The sequence below is a fragment of the Neolewinella agarilytica genome, from assembly GCF_900110645.1.
In the GTDB taxonomy this organism is placed as follows: Bacteria; Bacteroidota; Bacteroidia; order Chitinophagales; family Saprospiraceae; genus Neolewinella; species Neolewinella agarilytica.
The window spans coordinates 52245-70992 of record NZ_FOFB01000009.1; the positions used below are offsets into that span (position 1 = coordinate 52245).

Genomic DNA, 18748 nt, shown 5'->3' on the forward strand with positions numbered 1-18748 from the left:
GTGGCTTTTATGCCTCGCGAAGGAAGCCGTCTTTGATGGAACCCCAGAGCGCTCCGGCGGGTTTGTTGTTGCCATTGGCCTTCGCCTGGGCGATGACATCGACCGACTGGGCTACCAGATAGCGGCAGCCGGCGACTTCCACGGGAGCGTAGGGGTATTCCAGAAAGTGCAGGCCAAGATCCGGAAGCCGTTGACCGAAGAGAATCACTTTGGATACGCCCAGCTGGCGGATGAGGGCGGAGAGGTCCAGCCCGCCCTTCTCTTCAGTCCACTCGAGTAAGTGAAGTTGTTCGGCGGGGCTGTCGTAGCCCGCCGCGTTCAGCACCCTGGCGAGGAAGTCCAGATTGCCATCGTAGAGGACGAGTAACTCGTGACCGGCTGAAGCGTCGAGCGCCGCCAGGGCGGCGGCGTTATCGGGCAGACCGATGAGGTGGAGGTTGGGGAAGGTGGGCATGGGGGGGAAGATACGGAGGGGGAAATATTTAAGGAGCTTTCAGCTTTTTTATTCCGCAAAATAAAATTTGCCCTCCCCACTTTTTATCCCCAACTTTGCTTTCCAAGGGAATTCTTCCTTGCACCTGCGGCCGCGGCACCACATTATGCGTCCGCAGGAATTGTTTGCCCCAACCATTGTTAACCAGAAAACTATACGCTCATGATCGCCACTCAGATCCGTACCGAAAAAGTTCAACAAAGCCGCGTAGACAGCGTGGACTGGAACAACCTGCCCTTCGGCAAAATTTTCTCCGATCACATGTTCCTCTCCGATTATAAGGACGGGGAGTGGACGAACGATCGTATCGTCCCTTTTGGTCACTTCACCATTCACCCTGCCAGTATGGTCCTGCACTACGGGCAGGCGATTTTTGAGGGCATGAAGGCCAGTAAGCTTAACGACGGTACGCCCGTGCTACTGAGCCCTATCGAGCACGCCAAGCGAATCAACGCCAGTGCCCGCCGCATGATGATGGCCGAGTTCCCCGAAGAGCGTTTCGTGGAGGCGGTCAGCCAGCTCGTGGCACTCGACAAAGACTGGATTCCGCCAGCTGAAGGCAGCGCGCTTTACCTGCGCCCTTACATGTACGCGACGGACGAATTCATCGGTGTGCGCCCCAGCGAAACCTACACTTTCTGCATCTTCACTGCTCCGGTGGGCCCTTACTACGCTAAGCCGGTTCGCCTGCTGGTGGAGCAGCACTACGTGCGCGCCGTGCCCGGTGGCACGGGAGAGGCCAAAGCGGCCGGCAACTACGCCGCCAGCCTGCGCCCGGCCTTCGAGGCCCAGCAGAAGGGCTTTGATCAGGTCGTCTGGATGGGCGGACCGAACATGACGCAGATTCAGGAAGTTGGCACGATGAACATCTTCTTCGTCATCGACGGAGAGGTGATTACCCCGGCTACCGACGGTGCCATTCTGAAGGGGATCACCCGTAAGAACTTCATTACCATTCTCCGCGATCAGGGCTATAAAGTTACCGAGCGGGTGATTGAGATCGACGAGATCGTGGAAGCCTACGATGCCGGTAAACTGCAGGAAATGTTCGGCGCCGGAACGGCGGCCGTAGTCAGCCACGTCGCTGAGCTGCAATACCAGGATAAACTGATGACGCTGCCCGCCGTGGAGGATCGAAAAGTTGGCCCCATGCTGAAAAAGTACATCGACGGACTGCGGTCTGGTGCGGTGGAAGATAAGTTTGGGTGGCTGGTGAAGCTTTAGGCGAAAAACGCGCTTCGCTTGTTTTTCTTTTAGACGGTCGCTTCGCTTCCTTTTAGGCTTCGCCTTCGGTAAAGATTTGACATAACCGAAGGCGAAGCCGCGTCTAAAAGGAGCGTCAGCAACATCTAAAAGCGAAGCGTCTAAGAATCGCTCCGCGATTCCCCCGGATATACCACCCCGATCTGTTCCCGTATGGCCGTTAGTGTCCGGTGCAGGGCGAGGGAATGGTCCAGTGACCAGTATTCGTTTTCGGTGCGGCCGGCTTGTACGTCGGCCATCACGGCTTCAGCTTCGTAGCGGTAGCCGTTGGCGCCTTCGTAGTCGAAATAGAAGTTTTCGGGCGGATCGTTCTTTCCGCGCAAGAGGCTGAAACTGCTGGGCTCATGCCAGCGGGGGTGCCAGTGGAGGCTGGCCTCGGAGCCGATGATGAGGGCTTCGGTTTTGGTGCGGCCCAGTACGGTGCTGTAGTTGTGGGACAGTTTTCCGCCGGTGTGGCGGCAGCTGACGTGGGTATCCAGGTCAACGCCCTGTGGCGAAAGGCGGGCGGTAGCGTGAATTTCCTCCGGCTCACCGAGCAGGAATTGAGCGAGGAACTGGGGGTAAATACCGATATCAAGCAGGGCGCCGCCGCCGAGCCGGGGATCAAGAATGCGGTTTCTGTTCGGCGCTTCCGCGGGTGCAGAGGAGGGTTCTCCAAGCGCAAGGTGGAGGTCATTGGCCCGGAAACCGAAGTCAGAGCGGATGCTCTGCACCTCCCCGATGATGCCCGTGTCGATCATCTCCTTGAGCTTTAAAGTGGAGGGGAGGAAGCGGGTCCAGAGGGCTTCCATCAGGTAGACCTTTTGCTTGCGGGCGGCGGCGACCATCGCCTCCACCTCCGCGAGGTTCAGCCCCAGGGGCTTTTCACAGATGACGGGTATGCCACGCTGCAGGCAAAGCAGCGTCAGCTCCTTATGGCTGACGTGGGGGCTGGCCACATAGACCGCGTCAACGCGCGGCCCGTCAAAGGTAGCTTCGTAGCTGCCGGCGGCGTGCTCCGCCCCAAAGTCAGCGGCAAAAGCTTGCGCCCGCTCCAGCGAGCGGGAGCCTACGGCAACGAGGGTAGCGTCAGGAATCAGGGCAAGGTCTTCGGCGAATTTGCGGGCAATATTACCGAGGCCCAGGATGGCGAAGTGGAATGGCATGTTGGTAGTTTGGTCTTTTGGTTCGTTGGTCTTTTGGGCTACCGCAAAGGACAGGCGGCAAGGTACGGCGTACGCGGCGCTCCGCGCGCGACCGGCCAAAGCGGCTTCCAGCCGCGCTACCTAACCATTCCATTCCGAGTGACAAATTTTCAAAATTCTATCATGCTACTCGTTTTGTCATTCTAATCCTTTTTTTGAGGAACTCATCTGCTTAACGGTCGCCCTGTTACCTCCGAAAACAATTTCCGAATACTGCTCAGGTCATTCGTCATGTCATTAAGTTCATGAATGTAGGGGCCGACCTTTATGCGGACAATGTCGATGTTTGCGTTACCAGGTGACAATCTTATTTTTTGAGCCGACTGAATGGCAGCCAGTGCTTTGCGTGGGAAGCTGTCAATGGAGGTCAATGACGTCTCTTCTCCATATCGTTGGCCATACTCCAATTGAAGAGGGGCTTTTGATGACCACTTCAGAGTTTCTTCGGAGCTTAAAAAACAACCGATAGATTCGTAGCTGATGTATATCTCCTTATTACCACCGTGTTTCGTTGGAATTCGGCCTCTTTCATAGCCCGCTAACCGGTCTAGTTTTCTGGGATTCACACATATTTTTCCCTTTGATACATTTCGTTCACTAACGGTAACAGAATCGCCAAAAAGTGAATAGAAGGTCAGTTGAAGGCTATCAAAACACATATCCTGATAAATAAGGGAGAAGGGCTGTTCGGCAGTTTCAAAATCACTGAAAACAGGAGAATATCCGTCCATTGATTTCACCTGCGGTCGGTGGTTCCAGAAATTGAACATAGAAGGTTGGCAGGAAAAGTCGACGATTAGAAACGGAGCTTCCAACGTATGCGGGTAGTAGCTGGACGGAGAGAATTCCTCTTCAGGATTATCGATAAAGCCAATCTGGCCATGCTGAAATTCAGCCTCTTGAATAGTAGACTGCTGAAGTTGCCAATAGTTATAAGCCTTCCAGCAAGTGAAAGGTAACAGCGTCAATAAGGTAGGGAAGACAAAGGCCTTTGTGATAGGAGACATTCCTGAAGTAGTTTCCGGTCAGATGCCAACTCAGGGTGAACTGGCGTACGCGGCGCTCCGCGCGCGACCGGCCAAAGCGGCTTCCAGCCGCGCTACCAGTTTGTACAAACCTGGCGATATGGTTTCGAGAATCCTACTATCCTCGTTAGCCAACAATTCTAATCCGCGCTTTTGATTGTTTATCTGCTATACGTCATTCCTGAAGTAGTTTCCGGTCAGATGCCAATTCAGGGTGAACTGGCGTACGCGGCGCTCCGCGCGCGCTACGGCAAATGGATAGCGCGTGCAGAGCACGCTTGGGCCGGTCGCTGCTGGAAGCAGCGTACGCCGGGGCTATCCCTTACTCTTCCGGAAAGTAGTAACCCCCAGGCCCAAACAAACCAGTGCCAATACGCCATAGAGCGCTGCGGTCATTTGCCCGCCTTCGTCGCTGGCGGAGAGGTCGATGCCCAGGAAGCTGACGTTGGCGGTCGCTGCCTGGAAGGTCGTGATGGCCAGGTAGGCGAAGGCCAGTCCGGCGACAACGAGAATAATGGGGAGGATAGATTTCATAGTTGATCGATAGTTTGACGATAGGAGCGTAAATGGGGTAGGGGAAGTTCGTTGCGGGGTGAAACGAATGCACTTAATTCTGCCATAGAATTTCCTTTTTCAGGGGGCTCTTCTTTTATTTTATTCCGTGTCATTAATACACAGTGTGTATCTTTCCACCCCGTAACTATCTTTAGGAGACGTTTACCTACCTTGCTCATCGATTATGCACATTGAACCTGCGCGCCGTCGCCCACTATATTTTGCCAGGATGAACTACCTGCTGGCGTTGCTTCCATTGCTCTTGCTTTGCTCCTGCGGGAGTGATCAAAAAGTGCAGACCTTACGCCTGGCGCACACGCTGAATACCACTCACCCCGTCCATAAAGGAATGGAGAGAATGGCCGAAGCACTGGATTCTATCAGCCAGGGCAGCATGCAGCTGGAGATTTACTCCAGTGGTCAGCTCGGTAGTGAAAGCCAGTGTCTGGAATTACTGCAAATTGGTTCTCTGGCGATGACAAAGGTGTCCGCAGCCGTCATGGATCGTTTTGCGCCCAGCTACAGCGTCCTCGGCCTGCCATATCTTTTCAAGGATCGGGAAACCGCCTTTAAGGTTTTTGACGGCCCCATCGGGCAGGAGATTCTGGCCGACGGGGCAGCGTTTCGGCTCCGCGGACTCACTTTTTTTGATGCGGGTACGCGCAGTTTCTACACCAAAGACGGACCGGTAAGAACACCGGCAGATATTGTGGGCAAGAAAGTCCGGGTGATGAACAGCCCGGTGTCCGTCCAGCTCATCAAAACTCTGGGCGGATCCCCTACGCCCATCAGTTTCGGAGAGCTTTACACTGCCCTGCAGCAGGGGGTGGTGGACGCGGCAGAAAACAATCTGCCCAGCTACTTTAGCAGCCGCCACTATGAAGTAACGCCTTTTTACAGCTACGACCGTCATAGTGCGGTGCCTGACGTACTCATCATCGGTACGGCCACCTGGGATAAGCTGAGTGAGGAGCGAAAAGCCTGGCTGCGTGAAGCTACCCGCATTGCAACTGATTATCAACGCAGCCTCTGGAAGGGCGCCCAGGAGGAAGCCGTAGCCGCCATGGAAAAAGCGGGTGTCACATTCACGGAAGTAGATAGCGAAAGCTTCATCGCCGCCGTACAGCCTATGTACGAAGCGGCCAGGAAAAACCCCGTGCAGTCCGGCTTGCTGGCCCGTATTCAGGCGGTGGAGTGAAAACGAGCGTTTAACTTTCCAAGTTGATAAAAATGAATTTTCGAATCAAGGCTCTGCCCCAAAAACGCATAGCGTTTTATATAGCCACTCCCCTGTGGGGAGGGGTTGGGGAGGGGGTTTCAATATAATTCCATGACCAAACTCTCCCGATTTCTCGGCTATTTCTGTGCCTTACTGCTGGCCGTTCAGGTTAGTGTGGTGCTCTGGGGCGTTCTTACCCGCTATGCTTTCAGTAATCAGGCAGGCTGGACGGAGGAACTCGCCCGCTACCTGCTCATCTGGATCAGCCTGCTGGGCTCTGCCTACGCCGTTTCGACCCGGAGCCACATTGCGATTACTTTGTTTCCTGATAGTCTGGAGGAAGCGAAAGTCAACCGCCTCAACCGGTTTATTGATGTGTTGGTCCTGATTTTTGCCGTTGCCGTCATGATCATTGGAGGCGGCTACTATGTCTGGTTGACCTTTAGCCTGGGGCAGACCGCTCCTGCGCTGGGGCTGCCGGTTGGCATAGTTTACCTGGCCGTACCACTGGCCGGTCTGTTTATTACTTTTTTTCAGCTAAAAGATATTCTCCATGGACGGCCTTGAAGTAGCGATAATGCTCGTTAGTTTTCTTTTATTTCTCAGCATTGGCGTGCCCGTTGCCTGGACCCTGGGGCTGACGGCGCTCATTACCCTGATGACGACGATGGACAGCCTCGTTGCCGCCGGTACCGTTGCTCAGCGAATGGCTACGGGCCTGGATAGTTTCACCCTGCTGGCCATTCCGTTTTTTATACTGGCGGGGCAGTTAATGAACCGCGGCGGGTTGGCCCGCCGGTTGATTGACTTTGCCAAATCAATGGTTGGTCCGCTTCCCGGCGGCCTGGCGGCCGTTAACGTCGTCGCGGCAATGCTTTTTGGCGCCATTGCGGGCTCCGCCGCTGCGGCGGCTTCTGCCATCGGCAGTATTATGACGAAAAGGATGGAGGATGAAGGATATCCACGCCCGTTTTCAGCGGCGGTGAACATCACTTCAGCGACTACCGGCCTGATTATTCCACCGAGCAACGTACTGATTGTTTACAGTCTGGCTTCTGGTGGCGTCAGTATTGCGGCGCTCTTCGTGGCGGGTTACGTGCCGGGCATCCTTACCGGGCTGCTGCTGATTGTTGCTGCCGCTGTCTACGCCAAGCGAAAAGGATATCCGAACGGAGAGCCCTGGAAACTTTCCCAGATCGTAAAAGACTTTCTGGGGGCACTGCCGAGCCTGTTGCTGCTGGTTGTTGTCATCGGTGGCATCATTGCAGGTGTTTTTACTGCTACCGAGGCCAGTGCCGTTGCAGTAGCCTACTGCCTCATTCTGGCATTCCTCTATAAAGAGTTGAGCTGGAAGGACCTCCCCGGCGTTTTTGCGGAGAGCGTTAATACGACGGCTATTGTCCTAACCCTGGTGGCTACATCTTTGGCACTGAGCTGGGTAATGAGTTACGAAAATTTGCCGCAGGCGATTACCTCGGGACTGCTGGGCGTTAGTAACAATCCTATTGTCATTCTGCTGCTCATTAACCTGATCTTACTGGTTGTCGGCATTTTTATGGACATGACCCCCGCTGTTTTGATCTTCACCCCCATCTTTTTGCCCGTGGTTATGGAGCTGGGTATGGACCCCGTTCACTTCGGTATCATGATGGTGCTTAACCTGTGCATCGGGCTGTGTACGCCACCGGTTGGGGCAGTACTGTTTGTTGGTGTTGGGGTGGCGGAGATCAAACTGACACAGGTATTACGACCGCTAACGCCACTTTTTTTAATGATGCTGATTGCCTTGCTTCTGGTCACGTTCGTTCCGCAATTAACGCTCTGGTTACCGGGCGCTCTATTAGATTAATCTCGTCGGGCAACTATCTTTTGTCGCCTCTTTTTGAAAGCTTGTCGGTGGTTTGTTGCGGGAAAGGTGTGTTTTTTTGCGGGATCGGTTGTTTTTGGCGCGAACGCGGGTGCTGGCTTTTGTTGGTAGCAAAGAGGTTCCAGGGCTCAATGATTTGACCTTGCGGCAGAATAATTGATTCTCATGGCCAGGCTAGAAAAGAGGTTTAGCTTTTGGAATTTAGTCCCTAGATTAGTTATGTTTGTAACCTAATTATTCCAATCGGGCTTACCCGAACAGGCGATAAAGCTTTCGCCCACACACGTTTATTACACTTACACCTGAGTAAAACGGATCTAGTTGTTTATCTGCGTTCATAGCCACCGGCTATGCGCGCTGGCTTTGTATTGTATTGGATTGAAAACCAACGAACAACCACAAGAAACATCAGCTTCGGCTGTCTATACCTATTCCATTAATCGCTTCAACCCAAATTCCCGTCTTTTTATTGACGATCATCCTGAACAAATCGTTTTCCCTATGAAGAATTTTACCCTTTTGGGCAGACTACCATTGCTGGTGGTTTGCTTCTTTAGCCTGATGGCTACTTCGCTGCAGGCGCAGTGCGATAACCTTACGCAGACGAATGTCGAAGTGATGGTTAATAGCACCTGTGGCGAACAGGTTCCTACCATTTTTGTAGCATTCGACGCTCCAAACCCTAACCTGAACGGTCCTGCGATCATCAAGTACGAGATCCTCTTTAATAGTGGTTTTACTATTAACGGAAATTTTGAAGCGCAGGTAGAACTGATTAACGGAGATGCTTCTTTTGCCGCTAATGGACATCCGATATTCTACGGATTTTTCGGCCTCAACAGCCGGGTTAGGATTTTGCGATTGGATGTTGCCGGAGGCTGCTCCAAGAGCTGGGAAGCAAATGTTGCAAACGCACCCATCAGTAACTTTTTCGACCTGCGGGATACGCCTTCGGGCTTGACCATGCCTCCGCCTAATGAAAGTATTGTTAACCCGCCTTGTGCCGGTCAACGCGGCGGTTCAATCGAATTTAATGTTGAACCAACTTCCGGACCTCGTCCCTTTGATCGCTTTACGGTACGGCAGTTGCCTTTCGATCCGACTATTACGACCAGACTTATTCCAATGGGCCCTGACCCAAACAATGTCACGACTTATCAGCTATCAACGAACAGCCAACTGGAAGCTGGTGTCAACTACCGTTTTCTTGTTTACGACCGGATCACGGACTGTGAAGTGAGCTATGAGTATACCCTCAGTGGCTCCAGTAATTTTGGTGTGACTGCTTCTACGGCAGCCAACGCCGCATGTTTTGGTGGCACTGGTGCGGTTAACATTACCCCTTCGGCGGGTACTTCCAACGGTACCTTGGGATATCAACTTACGGGTAGCAATACTGGTATGACTCGTACTGGCGTAATAATTGTTAACAATGGTGGATATCCAACCATCACGGTTTCCGCGTTACCCGCTGACTTTTACACCGTCGAACTGTTTTCTACCACCACCGGTTGTTCGGCTGCCTCTTTTGCTAACGTTACGGAGCCAGATGAGATTACTGCCACCATTGATATGGTGCCGGATGTTTGTGCAGATGCCACGGCCTTCACGGTTGACATCTCAGGGGTGAATGGCCTGCCTGACCTGACCTTCAGCAGCAACTTCAATGAGTATTCTTTTGAAGATACTGCTGTTCCCTCCATCAGCTCCTGTTGGGGGCCCTACACTTCTTACCCACTCGACCTCGATGCGGTTTCCAATAACGACGGCACCTATAGCCTCGAGGGCTTCCTGCCTTCCACCGGCTTCTGCCGTCCGGCAAATCAGGACACGACGGTAACCATCAACCTGATCCTGATTAACGGAAGCACGGGGTGTACGGAAACCTTTCCGTTTGATCTCGTTATTAACGCGCAACCAATCGCTCCCACAGTACTGGCCTACTCCGTCAGTGGCACGGATTCACTAACCTCCTCCTTTTGCTCCGGTGATGAAGTCGAACTCTGGGTTACTGATTACGACGCAGACTTGGACTACACCATCTCGCGTACGGCAGCCCTTCCGGCAAATGTATCTGGAATGGGTGCCTTTGCTGATTCGACATTCAGCTACAATGGTTCACCAGTAACGGGGATGTTTGAAAACGGAACCAATAGTGCGGTATCCATCACCTATGATGTGGTGGCAACGAGTGCTGATGGATGCCCGGTTTCTTCAAGTGTAACGCTGGATATCGAGCCAAGACCTTACTTCACAGCCTTTGCTGCTGGTACAGCGACTGATACGGTTTGTTCCGGTCAAAGCTACCAATCTCCCAATGTGCGTCTTAATGGCTCCAATGGCGCAGCTGGTGGTAATCCAGATATGCGCTGGAATTACGAGTGGACATTACCTGCTGAACTTACTTACAGTGGCCCACTGGCACTCTCTGCGGAGGGCTTGCAAAACAATGCGACCACCGGAAATTTCGCCTTTACCAACACCAGCGATGTCCAACAAGTGGCCACCCTGACACTTACCCCCGTATTACCTCGCACGGTTACGATGCTTTCGGGTAACACTACTGTAGCTGATACTTGCTTCGGTGAAGCGTACATAATCTCGGTTACGGTAGATCCAATTCCGGCCATCTCGGTTTCGGCTAATAATGTCGATGCCGTTGCCAGTGGATCTGCAAACACGCCCGTAATCACTATCTGTAGTGGAAGTACGGTCGACTTTATGACGGAGATTACTGCTGCTGGTAGCCGCGTATTTGTGGAGCGCCAACAAGCAGGGCCAAACAATACCATTTTTAATGTTGGAAATATCCCGCTGCAACAGATTACCCGCAACTTTCTGCCAACGGCTGGCCTGAGCGAAACCCTCATCAATACCGGCAACGTTGCCGATACGGTGACTTACCGTTTTAACGGCTACACTTACGGCCCGGACGGAACAGAGGCTGGGGGTGATGATTGCTTTGGCCAAGGACGGGAAATAAAGGTTCGAGTTCTTCCTGATCTGTCTGATCCTGCTGACCTTCAGTTGAATCTATTCTTAGGAGGGGCTTTTGTAAGCCTGCCCAACGATGTGAATACCGTTTGTTCGAATACGTCTGTTTGGATCGACCCCGGAACAGCGCTCGACCCGTCTACGGATTTCGGCTTTGTAATGGTTCGATCGAACGATGCAAACACTTCTACGACCACGACTTCTCGTGAGTTCAATTACTCCTTTGGCGGGACTAATTTCGGGCCTCGAATTTTTGACCTCCTCATTAATACCAGTTTGACTCCCGTTACCTATACCTACAGCGTTCAACTGTTCACTCCTGGCCCGGATGGAGTATTTGATGGAGGTGCTACGGGCTCTGACGACTGCCCTGGCCCGGTAAAAACTATAACAATTACTGTTGAGCCCGAACCCGTTCTCACCGCAGACGCGGTGCTTGGAACACCCATGCCCCTCACGTCCGGCGATGAGGTCTTCATGGAGCTCTGTAGCCAGGATGACTTCAGCATCAGTAACCTGAACTTCTCAACTACCGGTGTTAGCGGTCGGTTGATGGAAGTAGAAGCCACCGTGACCGGTGGCTCCGCTGCAGAGTTCCTGAATATCCCTGATGGAACGCAAGTGGTAGATATTAATGGGTACCAGATTGGTGCTTCGAATGTCCTCAATACCAGTGGCTCTCCCTATTTTGCTGAAATTATCCTCACGCCTCGTTACACGAATTCCTCTATTGGAGGAGGTTTCTGTGAAGGAGCCCCAATCAAGATAAATGTTGTTCTCAACCCAGAAGTGACGACTGTTACTGCTGCTCAGACTTTCACGTCTTGTAATAAAACACCTTTCGATTTTGACATCATGGGCGGTACCAACCAGTTTGAGTCTGCCGTTATTGGCTCACAGAACTTTGCGGTAGGAACACAAGACTTTGTCTTCCCCGTAGGAGCTGCCCGAATTGAGAATGTGGTGTTTACTCTTTCTGGTGCTGATGGTGGAGCTGCTACAAATGGTAATCTCCCCGGTGGACGTGGTGCCATTGTTTCAGGAGCGTTTCCGGTCGGTACGGTACTTGCAGGGGACACGATTCGAGTACAAAGTGGTAATGCGGGAGCTGATTTTGCTGCCTATGGTAACGGTGGTGACGGTTCTGTCCTCTACCTGATTGCCGGCCCTAACCGCGGCGCTAGTCAAGGCAATATCGTTGCAACTGTCATCGCTGGTGGCGGTGGTGGTGCAGGTAACATTGACCCAGGTGTTAGTGTATTACCCGCGTTCTCGACTTCAGGAGCATCTAACGGGGTGACGGGAACAGGAGCTGGTGGAAGTAACGGCGGTAAAACAACGCCTTCTCTTGCTGGGGGGATTGGCTTCAACGTCGGTGGCGGCGGTGGCGGCGGCCATAATGGTGGAGATGGAGGTAATAGTGGTGGCCCTGCGGGAACCCTTGGCGGCTCCTCTGCTCCGGGCACTGCAGGCTTGCCAGGTACCTCTTTCGTTGATGGTGCAGGCTTGCCAGGTAGTGTGCCAAATCCATCCATTAAGAATGGTATGGATGCAAATGGAGCTGGTTCTATTGCTTACCGCATTGTATATGATGACGTCCGCTTTACGCTCACCAGCGTAGACCCTGACCCAGGGCTTACTGCGGGGCCAGATAATGATGCTATCGGGACCACAGACACGGCTACGATTCTCAATGGTGAAAGCTGGACGAACCCAACGGACGGCCCACTCAACGTAGTTTATGTTTTCAGCACCAGCACGGAAGCCAGCTGCCCCGGTGGTCAGGTTACCGTTACTGCTACCATCGAGCCAACTCCCCTGGCCGAATTGGTTTCCAACACGGTGACCCCCGGTGGAACAATGGTGACAAAAGTTTCCGACACCCAATACACCGCCACCGTTTGTAGCGGAGATAGCCTCAGTGCTTACCTCTTCTCCAGTGTAACACCCAGCCAGGGAGACGCTGCTCAGTATTATCTGGTCGATGCGGTCACCAATGGTGTTGATATTATCGTTACCACGGGAGATACTGGAAATGCAAGCGGATCTGATTTGTCCACTGTAAGCCAGGTTACTTCTGCGGCAGACTCTGTTCTATTCTACGAAACAGCCCTGGAAAACTTTGCTCCCACTGCCGGAACAGTGACCTACACGATCACCCCTTACATTGAACACCCCAATGGCGACTGTGCCGGTGAGCCCGTCACCCTTACGGTGACGGTTGATCCTGGGTTTGACCCAGGACCATTGACAACAAGCCCTTCCGCCATTGATGTCTGTTCCGGACAAACCTTTGGCGATGCCGGATTCGATCTGATGGGCACACAGCCAAACTCCATCGACGCTAATACGGATTCCATCATGGTCATGGGGTATACTGTAGCTCTCGATAATGCCGTTAACCCCGCTGATTTTGATACGCTAGTGACTCCTGCTATGGGCCGCCTTGGTGTTAATGCTCTGAACGAGATTAACTTCCGTAACCGTACGGGCAAGCAAGCTGATATTGAGGTACTGGTACGCCTGGTTTCCCCTTCCGGATGCTTGAGTGACGTGATTACCTTTAAGTTTACCAGCCGTGGAGAGCCCATCATTGATATCGTTGAGTCTGCTACTAATCAGATTGATACCACTATTTGTAGTGGCCAAAAGACAGGCCTGGTTGTTCGTGGAGCTGACAACTCTGCCTTCAGAGACCAGTTCGATCAATCAAATGACGGCTCCAATCGTATTGAGTTTTACTACGAACTCATGCCCTTACCGGATGGGGTGACGAAACAGAATATGACTGGTAGCAGCTACCCAGGTATTTATCCGGACAGCGCGCGCATGGCAAATGACACCTTCATTAACAAAACAGATGCTGCCCTTGAGGTTGTATATCGCGTCGCCCCAATTGCCACTCTTTATGGTTGTGTTGGTGATACGGTGAATTATACTATTATCGTTCAGCCAGAGCCCATCGTTAACCTTGAGCTGGTTGTTGGCGTCGATCGGGACACATTCGGACTTGATAACAGCCGGATGTTCCTGGACCCCAACCCCGCAGATACGGTTTGTTCCAATCAGGCACTGACGGTTAATATCGTCCGGGCTTCTGCTTCCAGTGCCGGTTCTATGCTGATGGCAAACGTAACCATTACGGAAAAGAACCTTGTTAATCCTGCTAACCTGGTTGACAACTGGTTTACCAGCGGAGCATCGTTTACTGTTCCTGTGGCTACACTGGCTGATACACTTAGCTTTATGGCGGACAGCCTGGTTAACCTATCCGGCATGGTGGATACCTTCACCGTTTCCTACTTCACGTTCTTCAACAATCCCGGAGTGGCTAATTGTGGTGCAAGCGGTACGGTTGAATTTGATATTGTCGTCTTACCAGTCAACGAAGCAGTAGTGGAAGTTCGGCCAAATGACGGCTCTATTCCTCCGATTTCCCCTAATACGGTACTTTGTAGTGGAGAATTATTCGATCTCGCCGTTAAGGCATTCGGTAATAACCCTACTCCACTTATTGATAGCTTCGTTGTAAAGATTGATGTTCCTGCCGGATTAGTTGCGGGTGATACCACCTTTGTTACTGATACAACTCTCCTGAAGGATGATTACTCTAACTCAAGTGCACAGTTTACTCGTATACTTGGTATGAGTTTCGTCAATACTACGCCTGGAATTAAGACGGTGACCTACATCGCTACTCCCTATACGGAAGATTGTGCAGGCATCCCGGATACCACTACGGTTAGTTTCGAGCCTGAGATCGTGCTTACCTTAAACAACCTTTCTGTTATCTGCGCAGAAGCAGGGGTCACCGTTGAGCTTGAGTTAGAAGACGTCAATGGGCGGGATCTCAATGATGTCCCAGGACAATATCGCTGGGAAATGATTGGTGGAACAGCGAAAAAGTTTGCACTACAAGCTACTCCTAATAGCCAGTCGATTCTAATTAATGATGCAGAAACGAATACCTTTATAGCAAATAACCGCCAATTCATTTACGTCACACCTCAATCTGACCTGGAGGAAGGATATGTGGATTTTGCCATCGAGTATGATAACACCGGTGGTTGTATTATGGAATTTGATACCGTTCGCCTGACGCTAAGCGGGGAGGTAGAACCTGGAGTACTTGATACTGACTTTGGCGTGCAGTGCGATGGCGCCACCATTATTTTATCGAATGCTCTTCTCGGAGAATCTGCAGGAGGTGTCTTCACATTTGCTAACGGTGACCCTCTCATGAACGGGCAGAATTTCACGCCATCCATTGGTGGTACAAGCTCAACGCCAGTGGGTGTCGACTTTAAGTACGTTGTTGGTGGCGGCGATAGCGGCTGTGATAAAGACTCCGTAATGTTTACCATTATGGTTGAGCCAGAGCCAAACTCCGGAACCTGGAACAACATTCCTGGCGAGGCCTGTCAGGGTGCTGGTGATTTTGATCTTTTTTCCATGATCCCTGGTGCGACAGATTTTGGCATCTTCAATCAGGAAGCAGGACCAGGTTTCGCTGTGATCAGCAATGAAGGCACCATAACGCCATCTGATATTGCCACTGGCCTCTACACTTTTTCTTATACTGCCATGAGTCAGCACGGCTGTATGGATGATGACGCAGTCCAGTTTCAGGTTTTGGTTAATTCCGCCAGCGATTGTTCTACGCCGATCCCATGTGATGAGGTATCTCTTACTGCAGGGTTCAACGTTATTAGCTTCGATGTAATTCCCGAAGATGCAAGTATTGAAAGTGTCTTTGCTGACCTGATCGCTACCAACAACCTTCAGTCGGTAATCGCTATCTATCCTGATGAGCAAACTTCATCGCAATCGTGGACTTTTTTCCCCGGTCTTGGTGGAATTAACTTTATCCCCAGCGGTGTTCGAGGTGGATACGGCCTTGCGGTGGAAGTAGTAACCGATGCAACCGTAAGCGTTTGTGGTGTTCTGGTCGATACTACAATGGAGGTTCAGCTTCAATCAGGCCTGAATATCGTCGGTTACCCTAAGCAGGAGCCTACTTCATTAAGTAATTACTTTAGCACACTGATTTCTGACGGTAACCTGGTCGACGTTCGTACGATTAAGAACGGACAATTCCAGCAAAGCCTGATCACTAACCTCGGCCCATTTGGCCCTATCCGGGAGCTTGAAAACGGTTTTGGTTATCTGATTAACCTGAGGGCCAGCTACGCTGCTAATAGTTGGAGGAGTGGCGAAACAATGCCAACCTCTAATTTCGATCGCCTTTATGGCCAGATTTCTGATGTGGATGAATACGCTGGAGAAACCCTTTACTTCACTGACGAGGCAGGCAATGTTATGGGTACTGGAGAAGTGCGTGAAGATGGTTACTTCCTTAATGTATTCCTTTACGGTGACCTGGCGGAAACGCCACGTATAAGCGAAGGTTTCCAGCCAGGCGAAGAAGTTTTTGTTCGACTGCGTAACCAGATCTACACTACCGGAATAACCTTCAAAGGAGATTGGAGTCTGCGTAAAATCGAACTTATCCTTAGTGAGACGACGAGCGTGATTGAAACATCGGAGAACAGTGACTTTACGCTCGCGGTTTTCCCTAATCCTTCAGAGGGGCAAATTACAGTTAAGATGACCGTTGCCGAAGCGCAACACGAGAATGTAACCGTGCAGGTCATTAACGCCCTTGGCCAAGAGGTAAGTAGGTTCAGGCAGCCCGAACTGCTCACGGGCCAGAACATGCTTCCCCTAGACCTTGTTAACCTTCCTGCCGGAAATTACTACCTCCGCGTTGTCGGGAGTTCTGGAGTACTAGGAACAGAAGGCTTTATACTGAAATAAACAACTTGCATAATCCATTTAGTAGCGGGCCTGCCCCGCAGGCCCGCTACTATTTTTAATACAATCCAATGAAACATATTTGCCGTTTTTCAGTCCTTTGTGGGCTGCTTATTTTTACTACAGGACTTTTTGCTCAACCAGCAGAATTTGGCTTTCAGGCCGGTTGTAATGAGCCAGTGATCAACGCTGGCTTTGGCATGATCGGCATCGTTGCCGTCGACGGAAGTGCCCCCCCCGTGGGCTCCTGGATAGCGGTATTCAATTCCGCCGATGAAGTTGTCGGGCGAGGGCAACTGCAAGAATTCGAATTCCCGGCTGGAAGCGGAACCTTTGCCGTTGGATTCAGCATTAACGTGCAGGATTCGCCAGCCGGTGCATCATGCCCGATTCATACGCCAAACTTGCCGCTTCAACTAAGATATTATGATGCTGCAAATAGTGAAGTGTTAGCAACTACCCCAGCTTCCTTTCCCGGCACGGTTACTACTGGTAACATTGACGGACCTGATGGAGATGCTGCAGATGTTGACATTTACTCTTTTTCAACCTCCCTCCCCGTTTCCCTCGTTGATTTTACCGCTACGCCTAATGATCAGCAGGTTAACCTTAACTGGGCCACCAGCGAAGAAACGGACAACAGCCACTTCGAAATCGAGCGTAGTGCTAACCCGGAGTCTGGTTTCGAGAACATCGGCAAAGTATTGGGCAACGCCACCACGGGCGCCTTCAATAACTATGCTTTCACTGATGAGGTACCCACCAGTGGCGTGAATTACTACCGCCTGCGCCAGGTGGATTTTGACGGTGGCTTTGAGTACAGTGCCGTCATTTCTGTGGAAATGAATATCAGCAGCGATCGTCAGCTGGCCGTATTCCCCAACCCCGCGGCCTCTAATGGTCGATTAACGATCAACCTTCAGGGAGACTGGGCAAAGGGAGCTACTGAAATCCGCCTCGTTGATGCGGCTGGTCGCCTCGTGAATGAATGGAAAAACGTTACCGTAGGTAGTACCAACACCCAGCTTCCGGCTCTGCCTGCAGGCATGTACCAACTAATCGCTAAGGATGAGCAAGAGCAGAAGGCCGTCCGCCTGATGGTTCGTTAATCTGAGATTAGCCCTTTAATTGATTAGCGGTCAGTAATCCGCCTCCGGAGGTTTTCGGGAGGTGGATTATTGGCCGCTTTTTTATTGGCACTGGGTTGCGATAAAACAAAAGAACCCGAAGCCCCTCCCGCCATCCGGCGCAGTACGGCCGGGCGGGAGGTCTTCGGGTAAGATATCTTTAGGGGGTGTTTATTTCCGGGCTGTTTAGCAACAGCCAAAGTCCAGCAAAATGGCGGCTGGCTTGCTGGCGCGGCCAGGCTGCGCCTGGCTACTGAGGTGGAGAACCTCAATACCTGATTCGGATTCCTGATAAGTGAGAAAATCGGGCTGGCCATCGCCATCGATATCACCGATGGCAGAGAGGTGGACAACAGACCCCAGGGGCTCTACGGCCAGCGAATAAGAGCCCGAACGATGGTTGACGTAAGTATCCGTCACAAATTCCTGACCGTAGCGTTGCTCGCAGTTGACGCCGATGCGGTCCTTCAAGACAGCCTGAAGATCATTGATGGTGGAGCAGGTTACTTCCAGGGTTTCAAAGAAACCATAACCGGCAAAATGGTGCTCCCGCAGCGCTTGCTTTGCTCCGATGATGAGGTGTAAGTGGGCAAAGTCTTCTACTACGTAGGTGAGGTAACTATAACCCGGAGCATGAACCGTTACGTAAGACAGGGTAACTTCCCGGAGCTCAAACTTCCCCTCGGTACCATAGACGCCGTAGTAGCGAAAATTGACGGGTAGTACGTCTTCGAGTTCATAGCCGGCGCGAAAAGCGATAAAGTCGCGGCCACGATCAATCAGGTTTCGGGGTGCTGCAGGCAGGCTGTGGAGATAGGCATTGAACAGGAAACCGGTATCCTGGCCGTAGGCGGCCATGATCCAGACACCCGTAATCGGGGTGTCGTGAAAGATAAGCTCGTCATCAGCTCCCTGCCGCTCCCGGTGAAGGTTACGGAGCGAGCCAATGGTGTCATAACCCATATCACAGGTGGAGAGAACGCTGACGGTTTCGTTAAAAGGAATGAGCGCCAGCGAGGCAGAGGCCGTGCTCGGGGCGCTGCGCAGTTGCAGGCCCGAGCGGGCAATTACACGGTTGAATGCCGGATCTACTGTGTCTGCATGGGCGCGGACGCAGGTGCAAAGGAAGAGAACCAGGAGCAGGGGGGGAATACGCATCTTCATAGGTATACTTTTTCAGTACACTACAAAAGTGCGCCCCGCTGAC

11 protein-coding genes are annotated in these 18748 nt (G+C 52.0%); 6 read left to right on the forward strand and 5 right to left on the reverse strand.

Going from position 1 to position 18748, the window contains the following annotated elements:
* Nucleotides 1–7 precede the first annotated feature (7 nt).
* Nucleotides 8–454, reverse strand: a complete 447-nt coding sequence (locus BM123_RS09715) for a hypothetical protein (RefSeq protein ID WP_090167756.1) — start codon at nucleotides 452–454, stop codon at nucleotides 8–10.
* A 201-nt stretch (nucleotides 455–655) separates the two neighbouring features.
* Between BM123_RS09715 and BM123_RS09720 the strand changes: the two genes are divergently transcribed.
* Nucleotides 656–1717: a branched-chain amino acid aminotransferase gene (locus tag BM123_RS09720; protein ID WP_090167758.1), complete on the forward strand. Its 1062-nt coding sequence runs from the start codon at nucleotides 656–658 to the stop codon at nucleotides 1715–1717.
* A gap of 140 nt (nucleotides 1718–1857) precedes the next feature.
* Here BM123_RS09720 and BM123_RS09725 read toward each other — a convergent pair whose 3' ends face one another.
* The 3 genes from BM123_RS09725 to BM123_RS09735 all read right to left on the reverse strand — a co-directional run bounded on the left by BM123_RS09725 (nucleotide 1858) and on the right by BM123_RS09735 (nucleotide 4499).
* Nucleotides 1858–2901: a Gfo/Idh/MocA family protein gene (locus BM123_RS09725; RefSeq protein ID WP_090167760.1), complete on the reverse strand. Its 1044-nt coding sequence runs from the start codon at nucleotides 2899–2901 to the stop codon at nucleotides 1858–1860.
* Nucleotides 2902–3104: 203 nt separating this feature from the next.
* Entirely contained in the window at nucleotides 3105–3947 is an 843-nt protein-coding gene (locus BM123_RS09730; protein ID WP_090167761.1) for a hypothetical protein, read from the reverse strand.
* Nucleotides 3948–4280: 333 nt separating this feature from the next.
* Nucleotides 4281–4499: a hypothetical protein gene (locus BM123_RS09735; RefSeq protein WP_090167763.1), complete on the reverse strand. Its 219-nt coding sequence runs from the start codon at nucleotides 4497–4499 to the stop codon at nucleotides 4281–4283.
* Nucleotides 4500–4704: 205 nt separating this feature from the next.
* Between BM123_RS09735 and BM123_RS09740 the strand changes: the two genes are divergently transcribed.
* The 5 genes from BM123_RS09740 (at nucleotide 4705) to BM123_RS09760 (ending at nucleotide 17523) form a co-directional block, all read left to right on the forward strand.
* Nucleotides 4705–5718 carry a TRAP transporter substrate-binding protein gene (locus BM123_RS09740; protein WP_217642151.1) on the forward strand — a complete coding sequence of 338 codons (1014 nt, stop codon included), beginning with the start codon at nucleotides 4705–4707 and terminating at the stop codon, nucleotides 5716–5718.
* Nucleotides 5719–5850: 132 nt separating this feature from the next.
* Entirely contained in the window at nucleotides 5851–6306 is a 456-nt protein-coding gene (locus BM123_RS09745; RefSeq protein WP_090167767.1) for a TRAP transporter small permease, read from the forward strand.
* Nucleotides 6293–7588 carry a TRAP transporter large permease gene (locus BM123_RS09750; RefSeq protein ID WP_090167770.1) on the forward strand — a complete coding sequence of 432 codons (1296 nt, stop codon included), beginning with the start codon at nucleotides 6293–6295 and terminating at the stop codon, nucleotides 7586–7588. The genes BM123_RS09745 and BM123_RS09750 overlap by 14 nt, the downstream gene beginning before the upstream one ends.
* A gap of 519 nt (nucleotides 7589–8107) precedes the next feature.
* Nucleotides 8108–16417, forward strand: a complete 8310-nt coding sequence (locus tag BM123_RS09755) for a PKD-like domain-containing protein (RefSeq protein ID WP_090167771.1) — start codon at nucleotides 8108–8110, stop codon at nucleotides 16415–16417.
* Nucleotides 16418–16485: 68 nt separating this feature from the next.
* A complete protein-coding gene (locus BM123_RS09760) occupies nucleotides 16486–17523 on the forward strand; it encodes a T9SS type A sorting domain-containing protein (RefSeq protein ID WP_090167773.1) in 1038 nt (345 codons plus the stop codon).
* A 204-nt stretch (nucleotides 17524–17727) separates the two neighbouring features.
* On the opposite strand, the gene BM123_RS09765 is transcribed toward BM123_RS09760, so the two are convergent.
* The gene (locus tag BM123_RS09765; RefSeq protein WP_139211827.1) at nucleotides 17728–18699 is read right to left on the reverse strand and encodes a hypothetical protein; all 972 of its coding nucleotides are present in this window, start codon (nucleotides 18697–18699) and stop codon (nucleotides 17728–17730) included.
* Nucleotides 18700–18748 lie beyond the last annotated feature (49 nt).